This window comes from Streptomyces sp. NPDC090045 (genome assembly GCF_044747975.1).
Classification (GTDB): Bacteria; Actinomycetota; Actinomycetes; order Streptomycetales; family Streptomycetaceae; genus Streptomyces.
In genome coordinates, this window is sequence record NZ_JBIVFA010000010.1 from 213425 (window position 1) to 232871 (window position 19447).

At 72.1% G+C, this 19447-nt stretch carries 17 protein-coding genes; 4 read left to right on the plus strand and 13 right to left on the minus strand.

All coding sequences use genetic code 11. The annotated features are described in order from the left end of the window. The first annotated feature begins 93 nt into the window (after positions 1-93). The 3 genes from ACIPYQ_RS25980 (at position 94) to ACIPYQ_RS25990 (ending at position 2604) form a co-directional block, all read left to right on the plus strand. The gene (locus tag ACIPYQ_RS25980; protein WP_401255525.1) at positions 94-1689 is read left to right on the plus strand and encodes a serine/threonine-protein kinase; all 1596 of its coding nucleotides are present in this window, start codon (positions 94-96) and stop codon (positions 1687-1689) included. Between the two features lie 430 nt (positions 1690-2119). After that, positions 2120-2329 carry a hypothetical protein gene (locus ACIPYQ_RS25985; RefSeq protein ID WP_361763117.1) on the plus strand — a complete coding sequence of 70 codons (210 nt, stop codon included), beginning with the start codon at positions 2120-2122 and terminating at the stop codon, positions 2327-2329. Positions 2330-2373: 44 nt separating this feature from the next. Further along, entirely contained in the window at positions 2374-2604 is a 231-nt protein-coding gene (locus ACIPYQ_RS25990) for a hypothetical protein (protein WP_401255529.1), read from the plus strand. 168 nt (positions 2605-2772) lie between these two features. On the opposite strand, the gene ACIPYQ_RS25995 is transcribed toward ACIPYQ_RS25990, so the two are convergent. From ACIPYQ_RS25995 to ACIPYQ_RS26050, 12 genes are all read right to left on the minus strand, one after another. After that, positions 2773-3939: a DUF418 domain-containing protein gene (locus ACIPYQ_RS25995; protein WP_401255532.1), complete on the minus strand. Its 1167-nt coding sequence runs from the start codon at positions 3937-3939 to the stop codon at positions 2773-2775. 300 nt (positions 3940-4239) lie between these two features. Next, entirely contained in the window at positions 4240-5334 is a 1095-nt protein-coding gene (locus ACIPYQ_RS26000; protein ID WP_401255535.1) for an LOG family protein, read from the minus strand. Positions 5335-5349: 15 nt separating this feature from the next. Further along, positions 5350-6291, minus strand: a complete 942-nt coding sequence (locus ACIPYQ_RS26005; RefSeq protein WP_401255538.1) for an endonuclease/exonuclease/phosphatase family protein — start codon at positions 6289-6291, stop codon at positions 5350-5352. A gap of 149 nt (positions 6292-6440) precedes the next feature. Then, positions 6441-8168 (minus strand): S8 family serine peptidase, encoded by a 1728-nt coding sequence (locus ACIPYQ_RS26010; RefSeq protein ID WP_401255541.1) that lies wholly within the window; start codon positions 8166-8168, stop codon positions 6441-6443. A 368-nt stretch (positions 8169-8536) separates the two neighbouring features. Continuing rightward, positions 8537-9538: a TIGR03842 family LLM class F420-dependent oxidoreductase gene (locus tag ACIPYQ_RS26015; RefSeq protein WP_401255544.1), complete on the minus strand. Its 1002-nt coding sequence runs from the start codon at positions 9536-9538 to the stop codon at positions 8537-8539. 18 nt (positions 9539-9556) lie between these two features. Next, complete coding sequence (gene hydA / locus ACIPYQ_RS26020) at positions 9557-10957, minus strand: dihydropyrimidinase (protein ID WP_361763093.1); 1401 nt, start codon at positions 10955-10957, stop codon at positions 9557-9559. 10 nt (positions 10958-10967) lie between these two features. Then, a complete protein-coding gene (locus ACIPYQ_RS26025) occupies positions 10968-12263 on the minus strand; it encodes an aspartate aminotransferase family protein (RefSeq protein WP_361763090.1) in 1296 nt (431 codons plus the stop codon). Beyond that, on the minus strand, positions 12260-13102 hold the full coding sequence (locus ACIPYQ_RS26030) for a nitrilase-related carbon-nitrogen hydrolase (protein WP_327417421.1): 843 nt from the start codon (positions 13100-13102) through the stop codon (positions 12260-12262). Before ACIPYQ_RS26030 ends, ACIPYQ_RS26025 begins: the two co-directional genes overlap by 4 nt. A 599-nt stretch (positions 13103-13701) precedes the next feature. Beyond that, positions 13702-15693, minus strand: coding sequence for a hypothetical protein (locus ACIPYQ_RS26035; RefSeq protein WP_401255549.1), 1992 nt, complete (start codon positions 15691-15693; stop codon positions 13702-13704). Positions 15694-15738: 45 nt separating this feature from the next. Further along, on the minus strand, positions 15739-16119 hold the full coding sequence (locus ACIPYQ_RS26040; RefSeq protein ID WP_361763084.1) for a PPOX class F420-dependent oxidoreductase: 381 nt from the start codon (positions 16117-16119) through the stop codon (positions 15739-15741). A gap of 9 nt (positions 16120-16128) precedes the next feature. Next, entirely contained in the window at positions 16129-16335 is a 207-nt protein-coding gene (locus ACIPYQ_RS26045; protein WP_401255553.1) for a hypothetical protein, read from the minus strand. A 122-nt stretch (positions 16336-16457) separates the two neighbouring features. Next, on the minus strand, positions 16458-16709 hold the full coding sequence (locus ACIPYQ_RS26050; protein ID WP_351292622.1) for a helix-turn-helix transcriptional regulator: 252 nt from the start codon (positions 16707-16709) through the stop codon (positions 16458-16460). A 64-nt stretch (positions 16710-16773) separates the two neighbouring features. On the opposite strand from ACIPYQ_RS26050, the gene map reads away from it, so the two are divergent. After that, positions 16774-17541 carry a type I methionyl aminopeptidase gene (gene map / locus ACIPYQ_RS26055; protein WP_401255557.1) on the plus strand — a complete coding sequence of 256 codons (768 nt, stop codon included), beginning with the start codon at positions 16774-16776 and terminating at the stop codon, positions 17539-17541. Between the two features lie 94 nt (positions 17542-17635). On the opposite strand, the gene ggt is transcribed toward map, so the two are convergent. Further along, complete coding sequence (gene ggt / locus ACIPYQ_RS26060) at positions 17636-19441, minus strand: gamma-glutamyltransferase (RefSeq protein ID WP_401255560.1); 1806 nt, start codon at positions 19439-19441, stop codon at positions 17636-17638. Positions 19442-19447 lie beyond the last annotated feature (6 nt).

Here is a 19447-nt window from a genome sequence, read left to right on the forward strand (position 1 = left end):
TTTTCGAAAATTTCCGGTCACATCGTTGAACCGGGGATCCGGGTCCGTACGTGATGTTGGCGTCGGCAGGCGATCAGAGGGAGAACCGCCCCCATGCACAACGAGGAATCCGAGACCGTGACGGACAGCACGCTCGCGGCCACCACGGCAGGCGCCACCGCGGGCACGGCCACCACGGCGGCCACCACCGCGGCCTGCGCAGACACGGCCGCGACCGCCGCCGCCCCGGGTGCACCGGACGTACTGGGCGTACCGGGCGGGGAACGGCTGATCGCCGGCCGCTACCGGCTGCTGTCCCGGCTCGGCGAGGGCGGTATGGGCACCGTGTGGCGGGCCCGCGACGAGACCCTGCACCGCGAGGTCGCCGTCAAGGAGGTCCGGGCCCCGGCGCATCTGCGGGCCGGCGACATCGCGCGGATGTACAGCAGGCTGGAGCGGGAGGCCTGGGCGGCGGCCCGGATACCCGACCGCAACGTGGTGACGGTCCACGACGTGGTCATGGAGGACGACCGGCCCTGGATCGTCATGGAGCTGGTCCGCGGGCGGTCGCTGGCCGATCTGCTGCGCGCCGAGGGGCCGCTCACCCCGCGCCATGCCGCGCACATCGGCGCGGAGGTGCTGAGCGCGCTGCGCGCCGCGCACGCCGCCGGCGTGGAGCACCGCGACGTGAAGCCGGCGAACGTGCTGCTCGCCGACGACGGGCGGGTGGTGCTCAGCGACTTCGGCATCGCGATGGTCGAGGGCAGCACCGCGCTGACCCTGACCGGCGAGGTGGTCGGCTCCCCCGAGTACCTGCCGCCGGAACGGGCGCTGGGCCGCCCCTCGGGCCCCGAGTCGGACCTGTGGTCCCTCGGCGTGATGCTGTACGCGGCCGTGGAGGGGATCTCCCCGTTCCGGCAGGACAGTGCGCTGAGCACCCTGCGGGCCGTCGTGGACGAGGAACCTCCGGTGCCGACCCGGGCCGGGCCGCTCGCGCCGGTCATCGCCGGGCTGCTCCGCAAGGAGCCGGCCGAACGGACCCCGGCCGCCGAAGCCGCCGAAGCCCTGCGGGGCATCGCCCACGAACCCGACGCCACCACGACCGCCGCCCGCGTCCTGCCGGCTCCCGCGGAGCCCGAAACGGCCACGGCCGCCGTCCCCGCGCCGGCACCGGCCGCCACCACCACCACCACGGAGCCGTCGGAGCCCGCCGCGGCGACGCCGCCTGCACCGCTCGCGCACGCGACGCCCGAAGCCCCGCCCCGCAAGCGCCGTACGGTGGCCTTCGTCGCGGCCGGCGCGGCCGCCTGCGTACTGGTCGCCGCCGGGCTGGTGCACGCCCTCGACGGCAACGACGGGGACGCCGCCTCCGGTTCGGGCGTACGGATGTCGGTGGCGGGCGCGAACACCACCTACACCGGCAGATGCCCGACCCCCGAGAGCCGGGCCCCGGCGTTCACCGCGACCTTCACCGCCTCCGAGCCGACCCTGATCTCCTACCGCTGGGTGTCCGGCGACGGCTCGGTGGTGGATCCGCACTGGCGCACCCTGTCCATCGGGAACAAGGACAACCCCACCGGCCACGACACCGTACGGCTCACGACCTACGCCAAGACCGGCACCCTGACCACCGGGATGGCCGTGGAACTCCAGAGCCCCACCCGCACCACCTCCAACCCCGTCCCCTTCTCCATCACCTGCACCGGCTGATCCCGGCCGGTGCAGGTGATGGGACGCCGGGGGACGACCAGCTCCGCATGCCGTTGAGACACATCTGGCGCACGCTGAGCAGGGAGGGGCCACGCCAAGCCCATGCGCCCGGCCCCGGCCCCCCTGCGCAGACGGAGGCTCGTGGCCTACAGGAGGTGCGCCGTGACGGACTCGATGAGCTGGTGGCCGTGCCGGGCGTGCGGCAGTCAGGACTCGAACCAGGTGGAGTGGAGTGACCTCTCCACGGAGCACGGCGTGACGTCGGCTCGGATGCAGTGCAAGGCGTGTGGCGCCGACCGTCGCGAGGCCGTCAGTCACCTCTGGGAGCCGGGGGCGGGCGAGGGCTCCCGCTGAGCATCATTCGAACATATGCCCGACTCCCTGCCTGACCCGGCGTGCCGGACCGACCGGACAGCCGCATCCTGGAGGTATGGCCGACAGCGTGTACATCGTCGTCCACCCGCTCGGCGGAGACGGCCGAGCCGTCGTGGCGCACGTTCACGCCGAGGACCGGGCCCTGGGCATCGCGCACTCCTTCCCGGGCGTGGAGGAACTGCTCCGCGCGGCCGGCCTGGAGACCGCGGACGGCTGGCCACCGATCCGGTGGCTCGGCGGGGGCCCGGAGGAGTGGGGCGAGTAAGGGCTCCGGATGCCCTGGCGGGGTGTCGGCGGCAGGATGGGGCCATGGAGCAGGCGCCGATCCTCGTGCACCGGATTTCCGCGTCGGGCGGCCGGCGGGTCGTGATCCGGATCCGCGGTGTCGACACCGTCCTCGGCGTCGCCTACAGCGACCGCGATCTGGTGGAGTTCCTGCGGCGGATCGACATCCCCGACCCGGACGGCCTCGTCCTCGGTGACTCCGAGGTCATCGCCTGGCAGGGCGGGAGGCCGCACGTGTACGACGAGCCCGGCTAGAACCCGTCCGGGCGATCCCTGCAGCCCCGGACAGCACCCGGCCGGCGCGGTTCACCTGGCACCGGGGTTCGCGAGGCCGTCCATGATCAGGGTGAGCAGGTGATCGCGGCGGGGGTGGTCGCCTAGGACCTGTCCGGCCGGTCATGTGCGCAGCCGGGGGCGCCTGCGTCACCGTGTGGCTGTTGACCGTTCACGGTCGTGGGGAGGCCGTGCGAGGGTGATCGTGCGGAGGAGCCATTCGACCGGGGCGTAGCGGTATCGCGCGGTGAGCCATGTGCTGAGGACGAGTTGACCGGCGTAGAGCACGAGTGCGCCGAGTACGACGGCGGCGGGGCTGAGGCGGTCGTACAGGGCCAGGCCGTAGCCGGTGAAGACGAGGGCCATGATCAGGGACTGGGTGAGGTAGTTCGTCAGGGCCATCCGGCCGGCGGGGGCGAATACCGCTGCGATGCGCGCGCCGCGGGCGGTCCTCATGAGCAGGAGCATCCCGCAGATGTACGCGGCGGTGAGGCCGGGGGCCGCGACGACTCCCACCATCTGGCTGAAGGTCGACCACCGGGGACCGAGCAGGCCGCCGACGGTCAGGGCCGCGAAGAGGCTGCCGGGCAGGCCCACGGCGGCACCGACGAGGAGGATGCGGCGCATCTGTACGAGGTGGTGCCCCGTGTCGGCGAGCAGGCGCCGCTTGCCGCAGTGCAGCCCGATCAGGAAGGCCGCCATGACGAAGCCGCTCAGCAGCAGTGCGGCGAGGAATTGGTCGGGCAGCTCACCGATGTTGGTGCGCACGACGGACGAGGCGTCGCCGCGGTAGCCGGCGATCAGTTCGGGCACGCCTTCCGCGAGCTCGGCGTCCGCTTCGGCCGTTTCGGCATCCGACATGAGCAGGGTCCCCGCGCCGACAAAGAGAAGGAGGGCGCTGAGGCAGCCGTACAGGATCCGGGCGGCGCGCAGTGCCGCGCCGGGGGTGCAGTTGCGTGCGGCGATCAGGATCAGGCCGAGCACCGCGTACGTCGTGAGGATGTCGCCGGTGTAGAGGAGTACGGCGTGGAGAACCCCCAGGACGAGCAGGCCGAGTGAGCGGCGCAGCAGGCGGGGAACGGCGCTCGTGCCGGCGCGTTCGGCGGAGGCCAGCTGGAGGGTGAAGCTGTAGCCGAAGAGGAACGAGAACATCAGGTAGAACTTGCCGACCGCGAAGGTCTGGACGACACCCTCGACCGTCCGGTCGAGTGCCGAGGCATCCGGATCGGTGACGCCTCCGAGGCCGTACGGACCGGCCATCATCAGCGCGTTGACCAGCAGGATGCCCATGAGCGCGAACCCGCGCAGAGCATCCACCTCCGGTATGCGCGTCGGCCGGTCTCCTCGTGTCTGCGCAGCCGCTACGGGCACTGCTTCCCCCCAGGTTGTCATGGGCGTGCAGGGGTCCTGCTCCCTGCTGTCGTCAGCGACGCCCGGCGTGGGGGAAGGGTCGGCACGCCCCTCTGTTCGATCCGAGCTCACCTTAGCCGTCGGTGGCACAACTCCCGGATCACGTCGAGCCCCGGAGCAAGTGCCTCTGCACGGTGTGGCTGGGACGCCGTCCGGCTGTGCCGGTACGGCGTCCCAGCATCGAAGGGCCGGCCCCGGACAGCGCCGTCAGAGGGCGGCGGGGCGAGCGTCGGCGTAGTGCTTGAGCATCAGTGCGCGGTTCTCCTGGGCGGCGTCCTGGTGGCTCTTCAGCAGCCTGACGATGTCGTCGAAGTCGACCGTGAACCGGATCTTCGCGAGGCACTCTGCAGTGTCGTGATGCCTTGCTCGGGCGATCTTGAAGATCTCCTCCAGCACGCCGTCGAGCCTGACGCCCTGGCGGCGTAGGTTCCGCCCGGTCTCCGGGTCGATGTCGACGTCGTTCTGCCAGTATCCGTCGGGGTCGAAGAAGATCATCGGCGTGAACTTGGCGGTGTCCTCCTCGTAGTAGTTCTCCTCGACGTCCTGGAAGATCTCCCGGATGGTGCCACCGCCGCCCCGTGCGTAGATGATTCCCGTCCTGGCCCTGGCCACCAGCGCCTCTTCCCGGATGCTGTTCTGGAAGTACTTCGCGTAGACGGTGGCAAAGGGCGTGGTGGGTTCCTGTCCGTACTTCCACGTCGGGATGGCGAGGCTCTTGCCGTGCTGCTGTCCCGGGCAGAGGTCCTTGGCCTGCAACGCGGCCTTGAGCCAGAGGTGAGCCGCCCGCAGATCCTCCCGCCGCTCGGGAAGGACCGAGCCGTCGGCGCCGAACAGCTCGCCGTTCAGACGGGGGAGTTTCGGGGTTCCACCGATGACCTCCAGCGCCTTCTCCATGGCGGCGTCATCGGCGTCGGCGAACATGGCGCCCAAGTGCGCGGCCTCCATCGCGCCGGGCCCGCCGCCCGTGGCGATGAGGAAGTCGTTCCTCGTCAGGTGCCTCGCGAGGTCGGCTACGAGGAGGTACGCGGGCTCCTTGCGGCTCAGGCTGTGGCCTCCCATCACTCCGACGAGCGGTGGCGCCGTACCGAGATGCTCCGCGAGGGCGCCCGAGATGCCGGCATCGTGCGCGGCTTGCCGCAGACGGACCTCGGGCGAGAACGGCGCGGTGCCTCCGTCCTTGACGAACCTGCGGTAGACGGAGAAGTCGTACGTCTCGGTGAAACCCAGTTCGTCGTCGGGCAGGAAGCCCTCGAGCAGCTCGTCCGCCGTGTAGAGGGTCGTTCTCGCCTCGTATGCGGTCATCGTGTCCACCTCGCCTCAGCCGACCTCGATGTCGAGGATGACCGGGCAGTGGTCGGAGGCCTTCGGCTTGTCGAGTCCGATGCCCATGAACCGGGGGCCCTTGTAGCGGATCGCCCGCAACGGCAGCCCCTTACGGAAGATTTCCGGGGCCGCCGGTGTCGCCGTGGCGAGCGATGCCGACGGCAGCAGATAGTCCAGCTGACGGTATTCGTTCCCGCCGGCCCAGAAATGGGTCCACTGGTCTTCCTCCGGCAGCCGGGTCACGACGTTCTCCACCTGATCCCAGCCGACCAGCTCGTCGATGCCCGGACTCCCGTCCCCGTTCGTCTCCATGTAGTCGTTGAGGTCTCCCAGGATCACGAAGGGACTGTCGCCCGGGGAGGTCTGGCCGAACCGTTCGGTGACGATCTCCATCACCTTCGCGGACTGCCGCTCCCGCTTCGCCCTGGTCTGGTTCCGCCCACCGTTCATCGACTTGAAGTGGTTGACGTAGATCGTCACGGTCCTCTTCGAAGGGCCCGTCCCGACCTCCACGTCGACTTCGAGACAGTCTCGGGAGAACAGCCCCGTCGTGGGGCTGGCGGGGTCCAGGTGGTGCTGGTGGGAGCGGATGTGCGTGATCGGGAACTTGGAAAGGACGGCCACGTCGATCAGCCGCATGTCGTTTCCGTCCACCCCGGCCACGTACGGATACTTCTCGCGCCCACCGAGCGAGCGGGCACGGAAGTGCTTGAGCGTGTCAACGTTCTCCACCTCCTGGAGCGCGAGCACGTCCGCGTCGATCTCACGCACCGCGGCTCCGGTGATGGCCTTGTCGTCCTGGCCCAGTTCGACGAAGTGGGTCTGCTCGACTATCCAGCCGCGCGAATTGGCATCCGCCGGATTCACGTCCTCCTTGAAGCGCCAACGCGCAAAGAGGTTCTCCACATTGAAAGTGGCCAATCGCAGTGTGGTCATGAGAGTCCTCCCATGGAGGAATAAGGACCGGTAACTCGAAACGACCCCGTCGGGCAGCTCCGCGGGACGGGCGAAGCCGCAGGGCCGCACGGGGGCTTGTCAGGCAAGCCGGGCAAGCCCCCCTCGGTACGGGTACGGCGGCGCGACGACTAGGGGAAGTCGATCAGGCCGCGTCCCCAGGTGTCCCCGTCGGGCTTCTGCTTGTAGGTGAATGTGGACAGCACCTTCCCTGGGTCGAGGCTCTCGTCCTGCGACAGCAGGAGCGCCACCGCTCCGGCCGCGAAGGGCGCCGCCATGCTCGTGCCCTGCAACGCCACGTGCTTCTGGTCGATCATCCAGCGGCGGCTGTGCTTGGAGTCGCGGGACTGCGCGGAGACGATCATGGCGCCGGGAGCGGTGAGATCGGGTTTGGCCTTGCCGTCACGTCGCGGCCCCATGCTGCTGAACGGCGCGATGCTGTCCGGCGGCAGCCAGCTGGCCTCGCGGCTGGTGCCGTCGATGTCCGTCCAGCGGGTCTTGGTCGTGGAGGCGGCCACCGTGATCGCGGTCGTCGCGGTTCCCGGAGCTCCGATGGTCATGGAGTTCCTGGCGTGCGGCCCGGAGAAGCTGCCGTCGCCGAGGGCCCATACGTCCACCCGCGTCCTTTGATTGGCCGCCTCCTTCCCCCGGACCAGCAGCGTCCAGGTGCGCGAGCCCGTGGCGTTGGCAGGGGGCCGCAGGCGCACGGTGATCTGGTGGTCACCGTTCCTGCTGTCGCGCCCCGGGGTGGCGATCTGCGCCCTCCAGTCACCCAGCCGGTACGCCTTGTTCGGGTTGCCCAGTGGACCGTTCGGCAGAACACCCTGGAACGGCGTGGTCAGACCGTCCGGCGCGGCGAGCGCCACTTCCACCCGGTCGCCGCCCGCGTACCAGCCGTTGAACCACAGTTCCTGGACGACGCCGTCACGGTCCGGACTGTGCAGACAGAGAACTCTGAGGACCTCTCCCGGTTCCGGGGCGAGTTGGGCGTGGATGTTGTCCTCTCCCTCGTTGCCCGCCGCGCAGCAGACGATGCTGCCGGGACCCGACTCGTCGTCGATCGCCTTGGACATGGAGTCCGTCCCGTCGTGCGGGTCGCCGTGGGCGCCGAGGCTGAGGTTGACCACGGCCGCCTTGCCGAGGTCCCTGGCCACGCGGAACACGTACTGGATGCCGTCGATGACTCCCGCGTTCGTCATGTCCGTCTTGACCACGACGAGCTCCGCTTCCGGCGCCACACCCTGGTACTTGCTGTCCGAGCCGGCAGCTATGCCCGCGACATGGGTGCCGTGCCCGTCGTCGTCCTTGGACTTGACCAGATCAGCGCCGGTGTACTCGATGCCGTACCTGCCTTCCGGCACCCCTGCGCCACCACGCGCCTCCTGGTCCCATATCCGCAGGATGCGGCCGGCGAACGCCGGGTGCCCCGCGTCGATCCCACTGTCGACGACGCCGATGATGACGCCCTTGCCGGTGAGGTGGTTCTTCGTCCGGAAGCCGGGAATCCCCACTGCGCCCGGCGCGACGTCCATCAGAGGACGGACTCTCTGCGCCGGGGCGATGCGCTCGACCCCCGGGTGCTCGGCCAGTCTCGCCAGGTCGTCGAACGAGACGATGGCCGTGCGCACCCTCGACCCACCGTCGTTGATCTGGATTCCGGCGGTGCCCTCCAGGTCGCTGAAATCAGCGTCCGGCGAACAGTCCAGTGTGACCACGACCCGAGCGGGCTTGGCGAAGTCCCGTGGCGCCACGAAACCCGGCATCTGGTCTTCTTGAACGTGGTCGGCGAGTGCTTCGCGGCCCTCCGCGTACTCGTCGAAGGCCATCGCAAGAGACGGGGCAAGCTTGCTGTAGTCCATGAGCGTTCTCCCTCATCAAGGCCATCGGGCCACGTGCGGGAAATGCGGCGCTCACCACGGGGAGGGGGCGCTGGCGCTCACTGGCGCTCATTCGTGCGCCGCCCGTGGGGGGCCGGACCAGTTGTCACGGAACATCGCAGAGCCCACGCCGAAGCCGAGCGCCATGACGGCGGCCGCTATCGCGCAGCGGTGGAGGAGATGGTCTGGCGGCACGGAGCCCTCGCCGCTGACCGATTCCATGGGAGAGCCCCATCACACACCACCAGGTTCCTCTCAGCCGAGGACCGTTGCAACTCGATCAGTCCGCGGCCGAGGGCCTGTGGTACGGGCCCGGCGGGACCACGCCGGGCCCGTCCGCACCGGTGACGTCAGGTGTTGAACGCCGGGATGATGTGCTGGCCGTAGGCGTCGATCGTGGCCTCCTTCGCGTCGTGCATGTCGTACACGGCGAACTGGTCGACGCCGAGGTCGCGCAGGGTCCGGAGCTTCTCGATGTGGGCCGCGGCCGGGCCCAGCAGGCAGAAGCGGTCGACGATCTCGTCGGGGACGAAGTCGGCGGACGGGTTCCCGGCGCGGCCGTGGTGGCTGTAGTCGTAGCCCTGGCGGGCCTTGATGTACTCGGTGAGCTCGTCGGGCACCATCGAGGAGTGCTCGCCGTACCGGGTGACCAGGTCGGCCACGTGGTTGCCGACCATCCCGCCGAACCAGCGGCACTGGTCGCGGGCGTGCGCGAGGTCCTCGCTCACGTACGCGGGCGCCGCGACGCAGATGGTGATCGCGGCCGGGTCGCGGCCGGCCTCGGCGGCCGCCTCGCGGACCGACTTGACCATCCACTCGGTGAGGTACGGGTCGGCGAGCTGCAGGATGAACCCGTCCGCCTTCTGCCCGGCGAGGGCGAGGGCCTTCGGGCCGTACGCCGCCATCCACACCGGCAGCCGGCCCTCGCGGACCCACGGCAGCCGGATCGGGTTGCCGTCGACCTCCGCTTCACGGCCCTCGGCGAGGTCCCGGATGACGTCGATGGCCTCGCCGAGCCGGGCGAGGGTGTTGGGCTTGCGCCCGGCGACCCGCATCGCCGAGTCGCCGCGGCCGATCCCGCAGACGGTGCGGTTGCCGAACATGTCGTTGAGCGTGGCGAAGGTGGAGGCGGTGACCTCCCAGGTGCGGGTGCCCGGGTTGGTGACCATGGGACCCACGTGGAGCTTGCGGGTGTGTTCCAGGATCTGGCTGTAGATGACGAACGGCTCCTGCCACAGCACCGCGGAGTCGAAGGTCCAGCCGTAGCGGAAGCCGTTGCGCTCGGCACGGCGCATGAGGCTGATCACCTGCGAGGCGGGCGGATCGGTTTGCAGGACGAGGCCGAAGTCCATGGGGCGGCTCCTTGACGCTTACAGGTACTGGCAGGTGGCGCGGGGAACGAAGGCCCCGTGGCCGGCCCGGCCGGTGAATTCGCGCTGGTCGATGACGAGTTCGCCGCGCGACAGAACGGTGTCGACGCGTCCGGTGATCCGCCTGCCCTCGTACGCCGAGTAGTCCACGTTCATGTGGTGGGTCTCGGCGGAGATGACCTGCTCGGCGTGCGGATCGTAGAGGACGATGTCGGCGTCGGAGCCCGGCGCGATGGTGCCCTTCTGGGGGTAGAGGCCGAACATCCGGGCCGGGGTCGCGCAGGCGATCTCGATCCAGCGGCGGCGGCTGATGTGCCCGTCGAGGACGGCCTGGTGGAGGAGGTCCATGCGGTTCTCCACCCCCGGCAGCCCGTTGGGGATCTTGGAGAAGTCCCCCCGGCCGAGCTCCTTCTGGCCGCGGAAGCAGAACGGGCAGTGGTCGGTGGAGACCACCTGGAGGTCGTTGGTCCGCAGCCCCCGCCACAGGGCCGCCTGGTGCTCCTTCGGCCGCAGCGGCGTGGAGCAGACGTACTTGGCGCCCTGGAAGTCGGGCTCGGCGAGGTTGTCGGTGGACAGGAACAGGTACTGCGGACAGGTCTCCCCGAAGACCGGCAGACCCTTGTCGCGGGCGGCGGCCAGCTCGGCCACCGCCTCCTCCGCCGAGACGTGGACCACGTACAGCGGCGCCCCCGCGACCCGCGCGAGCTGGATGGCCCGGTGGGTGGCCTCGGCTTCCAGGAGCACCTTGCGGACCTCGCCGTGGTGGCGGGGGTCGGTCTCGCCGCGGGCCAGGGCCTGCTCGACGAGGACGTCGATCGCGATGCCGTTCTCGGCGTGCATCATGATCAGCCCGCCGTTCGAGGCACCCCGCTGCATGGCGCGCAGGATCTGCCCGTCGTCGCTGTAGAAGACGCCCGGGTAGGCCATGAACAGTTTGAAGGAGGTGACGCCCTCCCCGACGAGGAGGTCCATCTCCTTCAGGGTCCCCTCGTTGACGTCCGAGAGGATCATGTGGAAGGCGTAGTCGACGGCGCAGTTGCCGTCGGCCTTGGCGTACCAGGTGTCGAGTCCCTCGCGCAGGGAGTGGCCCACGCTCTGCACGGCGAAGTCGACGATGGTGGTGGTGCCGCCCCAGGCGGCGGCCCGGGTTCCGGTCTCGAAGGTGTCCGAGGCGGAGGTGCCGCCGAAGGGGAGCTCCATGTGGGTGTGCGCGTCGACCCCGCCCGGGATCACGTACTTGCCGCTCGCGTCGATCGTGCGGTCGGCCGTCCAGGCGTCGGCGGCCGCCGAGCCGTGTGCGGCCAGGGCCGCCACGCGGCCGTCCTCGATCAGGACGTCCGCGTGCAGTTCGTCGGCGGCGGTGATGACGAGGCCGCCGCTGATCAGGGTGCGGATGCTCATGGGAGTCCCCCTACTCGATGCTGCGCAAGGCCTGTTCGAGGATCTCGGCGCCCTCTTCCGCCTCGGCGACGGTGAGGGACAGGGGCGGCGCGATGCGCAGCACGCTCGTGTTGTACCCGCCGCCCTTGCCGAGCAGCAGGCCGCCTTCGCGGGCCGCCTCCAGGACGGCGGAGGCCGCGTCCGGGTCGGCCTCGTCGGTGCCCGGCTTCGTCAGCTCCAGCCCGGCCATCAGACCGCGGCCGCGGACCTCCCGTACGGCCGGCGCGTGTGCGGCGATGCCGCGCAGCCGCTCCAGGAGCAGGCCGCCGACCCGGCGGGCGTTGCCCTGGAGGTCGTGCTCCAGCAGGTACCCGAGGTTGGCGACGCCCGCCGCCATGGTGATCGGGGAGCCGCCGAAGGTGGAGATGGAGTTGGAGTCGATGCAGTTCATCACCTCGGCGCGGGCGACGACGCCGCCGATGGACATGCCGTTGCCGATGCCCTTGGCGAAGGTGAGGATGTCGGGCGGGCCGTTCTGGGCGTGCGCCTGCCAGCCCCAGAAGTGCTCGCCGGTGCGGCCCCAGCCGGTCTGCACCTCGTCGCTGATCCACAGGATGCCGTGGCGGTCGAGCACCTCCCGGAAGGCCCCGTAGAGGCCGTCGGGCGGGGAGGTGAACCCGCCGACGCCCTGGATCGGCTCGGCGATGAGGGCGGCCACTCCCCCGCGGGCCTGGCCGAGCACGTCCTCCAGGTCGGCGACGGCGGCGGCGGTGAAGGCGGCGTCGTCGAGGTGGGCGAAGGGGCCGCGGGAGCGGACGGCTCCGTGCACGTAGTACGTCTGCAGCGGCGACAGGCTGGTCGGGGACCAGCCGCGGTTGCCGGTGATGGAGACGGTGGAGAAGGACCGGCCGTGGTAGCTGTTGCGCATCGCCAGGATCTGGTTGGAGCGGCGGTACGTCGTCGCGAGCAGCAGGGCGGTGTCGTTGGCCTCGGTGCCGGAGGTGGTGAAGAAGACCCGGGCGTCGGGGATGCCGGACAGTGCGGCGACCCGCTCGGCCAGCTCGATCATCGGCCGGTTCAGGTAGAGGGTGGAGGAGTGGATGATCCGCCCGGCCTGTTCGGAGACGGCCTTGGTGACCTCGGGCAGGGCGTGGGCGGTCATCGTGGTGAGGATGCCGCCGAAGAAGTCGAGGTAGCGCTTGCCGTCGGCGTCCCAGACGTGGCGGCCCTCGCCGTGGGTGAGCTCGAGGGGGTGCTTGTAGTAGAGCGCGAGCCAGTCGGGCAGGACGGCGGCGTGGCGACTGTGCAGGGGGATCGGGTTGGTCACGGCTGTACGAGCCCTCCGTAGGCGTCGGGGCGGCGGTCGCGGTAGAAGGCCCACTGGTCGCGGACCTCCTTGATCAGGTCGAAGTCGAGGTCGCGGACCAGGAGTTCCTCCTCCTTGTCGCTGGCGACCTCGCCGACGAACTGCCCGCGCGGGTCGACGAAGTAGCTGGTGCCGTAGAAGTCGTTGTCGCCGTACTCCTCCTGGCCGACCCGGTTGATGGCCGCGATGAAGTACTCGTTGGCGACGGCGGAGGCGGGCTGCTCCAGCTGCCACAGGTAGGAGGACAGGCCCCGGTGGGTGGCGGAGGGGTTGTAGACCAGCTGGGCCCCGGCCAGGCCCAGGGCGCGCCAGCCCTCGGGGAAGTGGCGGTCGTAGCAGATGTAGACCCCGACCTTCCCGACGGCGGTGTCGAAGACGGGCCAGCCGAGGTTGCCCGGGCGGAAGTAGTACTTCTCCCAGAAGCCCTTGACCTGGGGGATGTGGTGCTTGCGGTACTTGCCGAGGTAGCTGCCGTCGGCGTCGATGACGGCGGCGGTGTTGTAGTAGAAGCCCTCGTTCTCCAGCTCGAAGACGGGGACGACGATGACCATGCCGGTCTCGCGGGCGAGTTCCTGCATGCGGCGGACGGTCGGGCCGTCCGGGACCGCCTCGGCCCAGCGGTAGTGCTCGGGCTCCTGGACCTGGCAGAAGTAGGGGGCGTTGAACACCTCCTGGAAGCCGATGATCTTCGCCCCCTGGGCGGCGGCCCGGCGGGCGTGCGCCTCGTGTTTGGCGATCATCGATTCGGTGTCTCCGGTCCAGGTGGCCTGGACCAGCGCGGCGCGGACGACTTGGGCCATGAGCTGCTCCTCGCGACGGGAACGCCGAGTTCTACGCACGTAGATGATGTCCGTAGGGAGTAGAACGTAGGCCCCGTCACAGCGTGGGGCAAGACCGCCGTGCGCTGTTGGAGTAGTCGATCAGGTTACGTCGCCCCGCGGTCGATTGCGGTCAGCAGACGGGCGGGTTAGGGGGAGCTTGTCGGACCACCGGTGGCCTCACCGGCCGAACCCCGGCCCACGGAGCGCTTCCGAGGGGCCCGCCCCCAGGACGGCTCCGGCAGGGAGGGCTGGCGCGGCTCAAAGACCGGGGCTCCGCCCCGCACCCTCCCCCAGACTCCGTCCGGGGGGACCCCCACTCCTCAAACGCCGGAGGGGCTGGAGTTGGTGCGGCGAGGCTGGATAGTGGGGGGACGGGTGTGTGCAGGGGCGCTCCCCGCAGGGCGTCGAACACAAGGTGCCCCGGCCCTCCGACCCCCCGACACGTTCGACGCCCGAGGAGACGCACCGGAACACACCCGGCCCCACCCGAACCGCCGAAGCCCGCATCCCGGCCGGCAAGGCCAGCGGCGCACGGCCCCACCCCTCCGCCAGACCCTGACACAACCGGCCATCCGTGCCTAGCCGGCCCCGATGCCGGCCACCCGCAGGGCGTGGACGAGGTCGCGGTGCCGGGAGCCGGGCAGGGCGCGGGCCGCCTGGAGCAGGCGCGGGGCGAACCACTGGGGGTCGCGGCGGGCCAGCCCGGCCGCCTCCTCGGCGGTACGGACCCGGACGAAGGCGCCGAGCAGGGCGTCGGCCTCGCGGAGGCGGCCCGCGTCGCCGAGGGCGAGCGCGGCGTCCGCGACCTCCGCGGCCGGGCGGGCCACGCCCTGGCGCAGCAGGGCGTCGCAGTCGGCCTCCCGGCCGGCGTCCCCGAGGGCGGCCGCGGCCGCCGCGAGCTGTCCGGGCGGGAGCGAGCCCGCCTCCCACAGCAGGGTGGCCCAGTCGGCCGCGAGCCCGGCGCGGCCCAGCTCGGCGGCCAGCCCGGGCAGCCGCTCGGCGGGCCCGAACGCCGCCTCGCACAGCAGCACGTGCGCCTCGCCGCTGCGGCCCTGTGCGCGGAGCGCGACCAGTTCGGCGGCGACGGCCCGCGGGGGCCCGGCCGGGGCCGCGGGGTGGGGCGGCGCGGCTTCGCCGACCGCCGGAGCCGCCTCCTGGGGTGCCACGGGCTCCGGCCGGGGCCGGCCGAACCGGATGCCACGGGGCAGCGGATCCTGCGGCGGCCCGAAACGCGCTCCGCGCGGGGCGGGCCGGCCGGGCTCCGGGCCGAGGCCGTCGGCCCCCGGCAGCTCCGTGCCCGCCGGCTGCCCCGGCGGCGGGGTGAAGGCCGGCACGTCGGGGGCCGCCGACCCGGCGTACCGGGCACCCCCGGAACGCCGTCCCCCACGCAGCCACCGCCCCTCGGCCCGCCCCACCGGCGCCCCGACCCCATCGGCCGTTCGGCCACCGGGGTCGGGCGGAACTCCGTTCCACCCGGCCTGCGCTTCGGCCCGTCCGTTCAACGGCTCAGCCCCGTCGTCCCCTTCCCCCGTCCACCCCGACGGCGCCCCCGTCCAGTCGGCGGGGTGACGCGGCTCGGGTGGCACCTCGGCTCTCTCGGCCGCCGTTTCGGACCAGTCGGCAGGCGCCCCGGTCCAGCCGGCCGGGTGGCGGGGCTGCTCGGACGAAGCTCCGGTCCACCCGGCCTGCGCTTCGGCCGCCTCGGTCGACAACGGGGCCTCCTCGGCCCGCTGCGGCGTCCAACCGGACGATGCTCCCGTCCGGCCGTCCGACACCCCGGCCCAGCCGACGGAGTGGCGGAACGACCCGGGTGTCGCATCGGCCCCGTCGGACGACTGGCTGCCCCGCGCAGGCGAACCTTCGGACCAGTCGGCCGGCGTCTCGGGCAGCGGCGCGGCCGGCGTTTCGGCCGGCGGGTGGGAGCGCTCGGGTGGGGCTTCGGTCCAGGCGGCCGGGGCTTCGGTCCAGCCGGTCGGGTGGTGGGCGTGTTCGGCCCCGTCGGTCGCTTGGTGGGCCTCGGGCCAGGCGGTCGGTTGGGGGCGCTGGCGGGGGACGCCGGGTAAGGGGATGGTCCGCAGGGACGTCAGGCGGGCCGCGAGGTCCTCGTGCCGGGCCGCGGCGCGGGCCACGTCGTCCTGGGTCCAGGAGAGTTCGCGGGTCAGGGCGTCCGTCTCCGCCGGGCCGGCGGCCCCGCCGAGCCGTGCCGTCAGGTCCCGCAGGGCCTTCTCCGCCTCCGCCCGCTGCGCGGCCGACGCCACGAGCAGGGTCCGCAGCTCCTCCTCACCGCCCGGCAGCCGGTCCCACGCGGTGACCGCCGCCGCCCGCAGCCGCGCCGCGTATACGGTCTCGCGCGCCGCGAACTCCGTGCCGCGCGCCGCTTCCAGGTCCCGCAGCAGCGACTCCACCACGTCCCACGGCGGCATCGCGGCACCCTCCAGGCAGGCCCGCATGCCCTCCGGATCCCGGCGCAGGAACTCCCCGTACCAGCCTGCCCCGGGATCCAGCCTCTGGGTCAACCCCCGCAGATATCCCGAGAGTTGACTGATCGCCAGCGAAGTCGCGGTCTCCATGACCGCATTGGATCCCACCCGTGTTACGGGCGGGCTACGGGAGTCTCAAAGCTTGACGGCGATCGCGGTGTGCGGCCGCTTCCCGCGCCGGGCCACGGTGGCGGGCACGTCCACCAACCAGTACTGCCAGGTGTACTTGCGCGACATCAGCTTCCGCACCCGCCGCAGCCCCGTCTCGTCGAGCAGCCGGGCCTCGCCCTCGTACACCGGCGCCCCCTCCCGGACGCGCCCGCGCACGTCGCACGCGGTGACGGTGACCCGCCCGTTGTTGCGGATGCGCTTGACCTTCCACGTTTCGGTACGCGTCCACACGTACAGCTCACCCCCGTCCACCACCGCCCAGACCGGCGTCGCCACGGGCGTGCCGTCCTTGCGGAAGGTGGTGAGGCTTATGTAGCGCGCTCTGCCGAGTTCCTCGAGATCCATGACGCGACCCTAGCCCCGAGGGCCTTCCGGCGGGGGCGGGGGCGTCGTTCCGTTCGCCGGGGCGGGACCGCGGGCCGCCTTCGAGGGGGCGCGGCCCTCCTCTTCGGCGCGTGCCGGGCCGTCGGGGGCGGCGCACGCCGCGAGCAGCAGGCCGCCCGCGAGGAGGGCGCCGAGGATTCCGAAACCGAGTCGCTGGGATGCGTTCGTGGCTGACACGCCTTCACGCTTGCCCCGCGGCCCGGTGCTCCCACCGCCGATTGGGCCGTTCGGCCCGCCGGACCCGCCCGGACGGACCGGCTCGGACGGACTGGCCCGGACCGGCCCGGACAGGACCGCCCTCAGGCGGGCACGACGGCGCAGCGCGTCAGCAGATCGTCCAGTGAGAGGCCGAGCGCCCCGGCGAGCGCGGCGACCGTGAAGAAGGCGGGGGTGGGCGCCCGGCCGGTCTCGATCTTGCGGAGGGTCTCGGCGGAGAGCCCCGCGCCGGCCGCGACCTCGACCATGCTGCGGCCGCCGCGTGCCTCGCGCAACAGCGCACCGAGCCGCTCGCCGCGCTCGCGCTCTTCAGGGGTGAGGGGGGTACGGACCATGCGCTCATCCTACCCCGGACGCCAATAACTATCCCGTCATTATTATACCGGTATAGTTATTGGCATGGTGGAACTGAAGACGGACCGACAGATCGACGACATGCGTGCCGCGGGCCGGGTGGTCGCCCGCGCCCTGGCCGCCGTACGGGAGGCCGCGCGCGTCGGGGTGTCCCTGCTGGACCTGGACCGGGTGGCCCGCGGGGTGATCCAGGAGGCCGGCGCGACCTCGCCCTTCCTGGGCTACCGGCCGCAGTTCGCGCCGGTGCCCTTCCCGGGCGTGGTGTGCGCCTCGGTCAACGACGCGATCGTGCACGGCATCCCCGACGGGTACCGGCTGGGTGACGGAGACCTGGTCAGCATCGACTGCGGGGCGAAGCTCGGCGGCTGGGTCGGGGACGCGGCGGTGAGCTTCACTATCGGCCGGGCCCGCCCGGCCGACCTGCGGCTGATCGAGACCTCCGAGGCGGCCCTCGCGGCCGGGATCGCCGCCGCGGTGCCCGGCAACAGGATCGGGGACATCGCCCACGCCGTCGGCACGGTCTGCCGCGCCGCCGGGTACGGCGTCCCGGACGGCTTCGGCGGTCACGGCATCGGCCGCAGCATGCACGAGGACCCGGGCGTGCCCAACGAGGGCCCGCCGGGACGCGGCATGAAGCTGCGCCCCGGCATGGTCCTCGCCATCGAGCCGATGCTGATCGCGGGCGGTACGGACGACTACCGGTGCGACGGGGACGGCTGGACCCTGCGCACCGTCGACGGCAGCCGCGCCGCGCACTCGGAGCACACGGTCGCGATCACCGCCGACGGCCCGAGGATCCTCACCGCGCCGTAGCGGACCGCCGCCGGGGCCCGGTGGGCACGGGAGCCGGGGCGCGGGCCCCGCCGCGCACTCCCCCGGCCGCCGCGCACTCCCCCGCCGCGCGGCGCTACGGCCTGCCGTGCGGGTGGACGACCATGGCCGAGCCCCCGCCGCGGCGGGTGGTCTCGGCCGCCGCCAGCCAGCGGCCGTCGGGCAGCCGCTGGACACCGGTGGCGGCGCCGATCTCCGGGTTCTGGCGGAAGCCCTGCCCGAGTGCTTCCAAGGAGGCGCGGACCGGGCTGTTCCACAGGCCCGGCTCCAGCTCGGTGGTGGCCTGGTTGCGCTGGCTGGCGCGCGGCGCGGCGATCGCGTCGACCAGCGGCAGGCCCCGGTCCAGGTGTCCGATGAGGGTCTGCAGGACGGTGGTGATGATGGTGGCGCCGCCCGGGGAGCCCACGGCGAGCACCGGCCGGCCGTCCTCCAGCACGATCGTCGGGGACATGGAGGAGCGCGGCCGCTTGCCCGGGCCGGGCAGGTTCGGGTCCGGGACTCCGGGCGCGGCCGGGGCGAAGGAGAAGTCGGTCAGCTCGTTGTTGAGCAGGAACCCGCGGCCCGGCACGGTGATCGCGCTGCCGCCGGTGGACTCGATGGTCAGGGTGTAGGAGACCACGTTGCCCCAGCGGTCGGCGACCGTCAGGTGGGTGGTGTTCTCCCCCTCGTACGTGGTGGGGGCGGCCTGCCCGGTGGTGGCGCACGGCACCGGGTTGCGCGGGTCACCGGGGGCGAGCGGGCTGGTCAGCGTACGGTCCGGCTTGATCAGGCAGGCGCGCGAGTCGGCGAACCGCTGCGAGAGCAGCCCGCGCGTCGGCACGCTGACGGCGGCCGGGTCGCCCACCCAGCGGCCCCGGTCGGCGAAGGAGATCCGCGAGGCCTCGATGAAGTGGTGCAGGTACTGCGTCTCGGAGAGCTTCGAGAGGTCGGTGCGCTCCAGGATGTTGAGGGCCTCGCCGACGGTGGTGCCGCCGGAGGAGGAGGGCGCCATGCCGTAGACGTCCAGGCCCCGGTAGCCCACCCGGGTCGGCTCCTGCCGCTTGGTCGCGTACGCGCGCAGGTCGCGGGTGGTCAGGTCGCCGGAGCGGACGGTCCGCGTCGCGGCGGGGTCCACCGGGGGCTTGCGGACGGTCCGGACGATGTCCTCGGCGATCGGGCCCCGGTAGAGCGCGCCGGTGCCCTTGCGGGCCAGTTCGGCGTAGGTGTCGGCCAGGTCCGGGTTCTTGAAGGTGGAGCCGACCACCGGCAGGGCGCCGCCGGGCAGGAAGAGCTTCGAGGTGTCGGGGAAGTCCCGGAAGCGGGCCTCGTTGAGCTCGGTCTGGGCCCGGAAGGTGCTGTCCACGGTGAAGCCGTCGCGGGCCAGTTTCTCGGCGGGCTTGAGGAGCTGGGGCAGCCGGCGGGTGCCCCAGGCGTCGAGGGCGCTCGTCCAGGTGGCGGGGGTGCCGGGGACTCCGACGCCGAGGCCGCTGGTCTGGCCCTCGGCGAAGGGGATGGGGACGCCGTTCTCCTGGAAGAGGGTGGCGGTGGCCGAGGCCGGCGCGGTTTCCCGGCCGTCGATGGTGTGCACGCGGCGGGACTTGGCGTCGTAGTAGACGAAGTAGCCGCCTCCGCCGATGCCGGCCGAGTAGGGCTCCGTGACGCCGAGCGCGGCGGCGGTGGCGACGGCGGCGTCCACGGCGTTGCCGCCGGAGCGCAGGACGCCGATGCCCACCGCCGAGGCGTCGGCGTCGACACTGGCGACCGCCCCGCCGTAGCCCGCGGCGACCGGGACCTTCGCCGGCGGGGCCGCGGCCCCGGCGGCGGACGGCGGTGCGGCGCCGGTCGAGACGAGTGCGGCGACGACGGCCAGCAGCGGTAACGTGCGGGCGACGGGACGGTGCATCCGGAC

What these genes read in the sequence shown, in the direction of transcription:
- ACIPYQ_RS25980 (WP_401255525.1), top strand. Translation starts at nt 94, where the DNA reads ATGCACAACGAGGAATCCGAGACCGTGACGGACAGCACGCTCGCGGCC.
- ACIPYQ_RS25985 (WP_361763117.1), top strand. Translation starts at nt 2,120, where the DNA reads ATGGCCGACAGCGTGTACATCGTCGTCCACCCGCTCGGCGGAGACGGC.
- ACIPYQ_RS25990 (WP_401255529.1), top strand. Translation starts at nt 2,374, where the DNA reads ATGGAGCAGGCGCCGATCCTCGTGCACCGGATTTCCGCGTCGGGCGGC.
- ACIPYQ_RS26000 (WP_401255535.1), bottom strand. Translation starts at nt 5,334, where the DNA reads ATGACCGCATACGAGGCGAGAACGACCCTCTACACGGCGGACGAGCTG.
- ACIPYQ_RS26005 (WP_401255538.1), bottom strand. Translation starts at nt 6,291, where the DNA reads ATGACCACACTGCGATTGGCCACTTTCAATGTGGAGAACCTCTTTGCG.
- ACIPYQ_RS26010 (WP_401255541.1), bottom strand. Translation starts at nt 8,168, where the DNA reads ATGGACTACAGCAAGCTTGCCCCGTCTCTTGCGATGGCCTTCGACGAG.
- ACIPYQ_RS26015 (WP_401255544.1), bottom strand. Translation starts at nt 9,538, where the DNA reads ATGGACTTCGGCCTCGTCCTGCAAACCGATCCGCCCGCCTCGCAGGTG.
- hydA (WP_361763093.1), bottom strand. Translation starts at nt 10,957, where the DNA reads ATGAGCATCCGCACCCTGATCAGCGGCGGCCTCGTCATCACCGCCGCC.
- ACIPYQ_RS26030 (WP_327417421.1), bottom strand. Translation starts at nt 13,102, where the DNA reads ATGGCCCAAGTCGTCCGCGCCGCGCTGGTCCAGGCCACCTGGACCGGA.
- ACIPYQ_RS26035 (WP_401255549.1), bottom strand. Translation starts at nt 15,693, where the DNA reads ATGGAGACCGCGACTTCGCTGGCGATCAGTCAACTCTCGGGATATCTG.
- ACIPYQ_RS26040 (WP_361763084.1), bottom strand. Translation starts at nt 16,119, where the DNA reads ATGGATCTCGAGGAACTCGGCAGAGCGCGCTACATAAGCCTCACCACC.
- ACIPYQ_RS26050 (WP_351292622.1), bottom strand. Translation starts at nt 16,709, where the DNA reads ATGGTCCGTACCCCCCTCACCCCTGAAGAGCGCGAGCGCGGCGAGCGG.
- map (WP_401255557.1), top strand. Translation starts at nt 16,774, where the DNA reads ATGGTGGAACTGAAGACGGACCGACAGATCGACGACATGCGTGCCGCG.
- ggt (WP_401255560.1), bottom strand. Translation starts at nt 19,441, where the DNA reads ATGCACCGTCCCGTCGCCCGCACGTTACCGCTGCTGGCCGTCGTCGCC.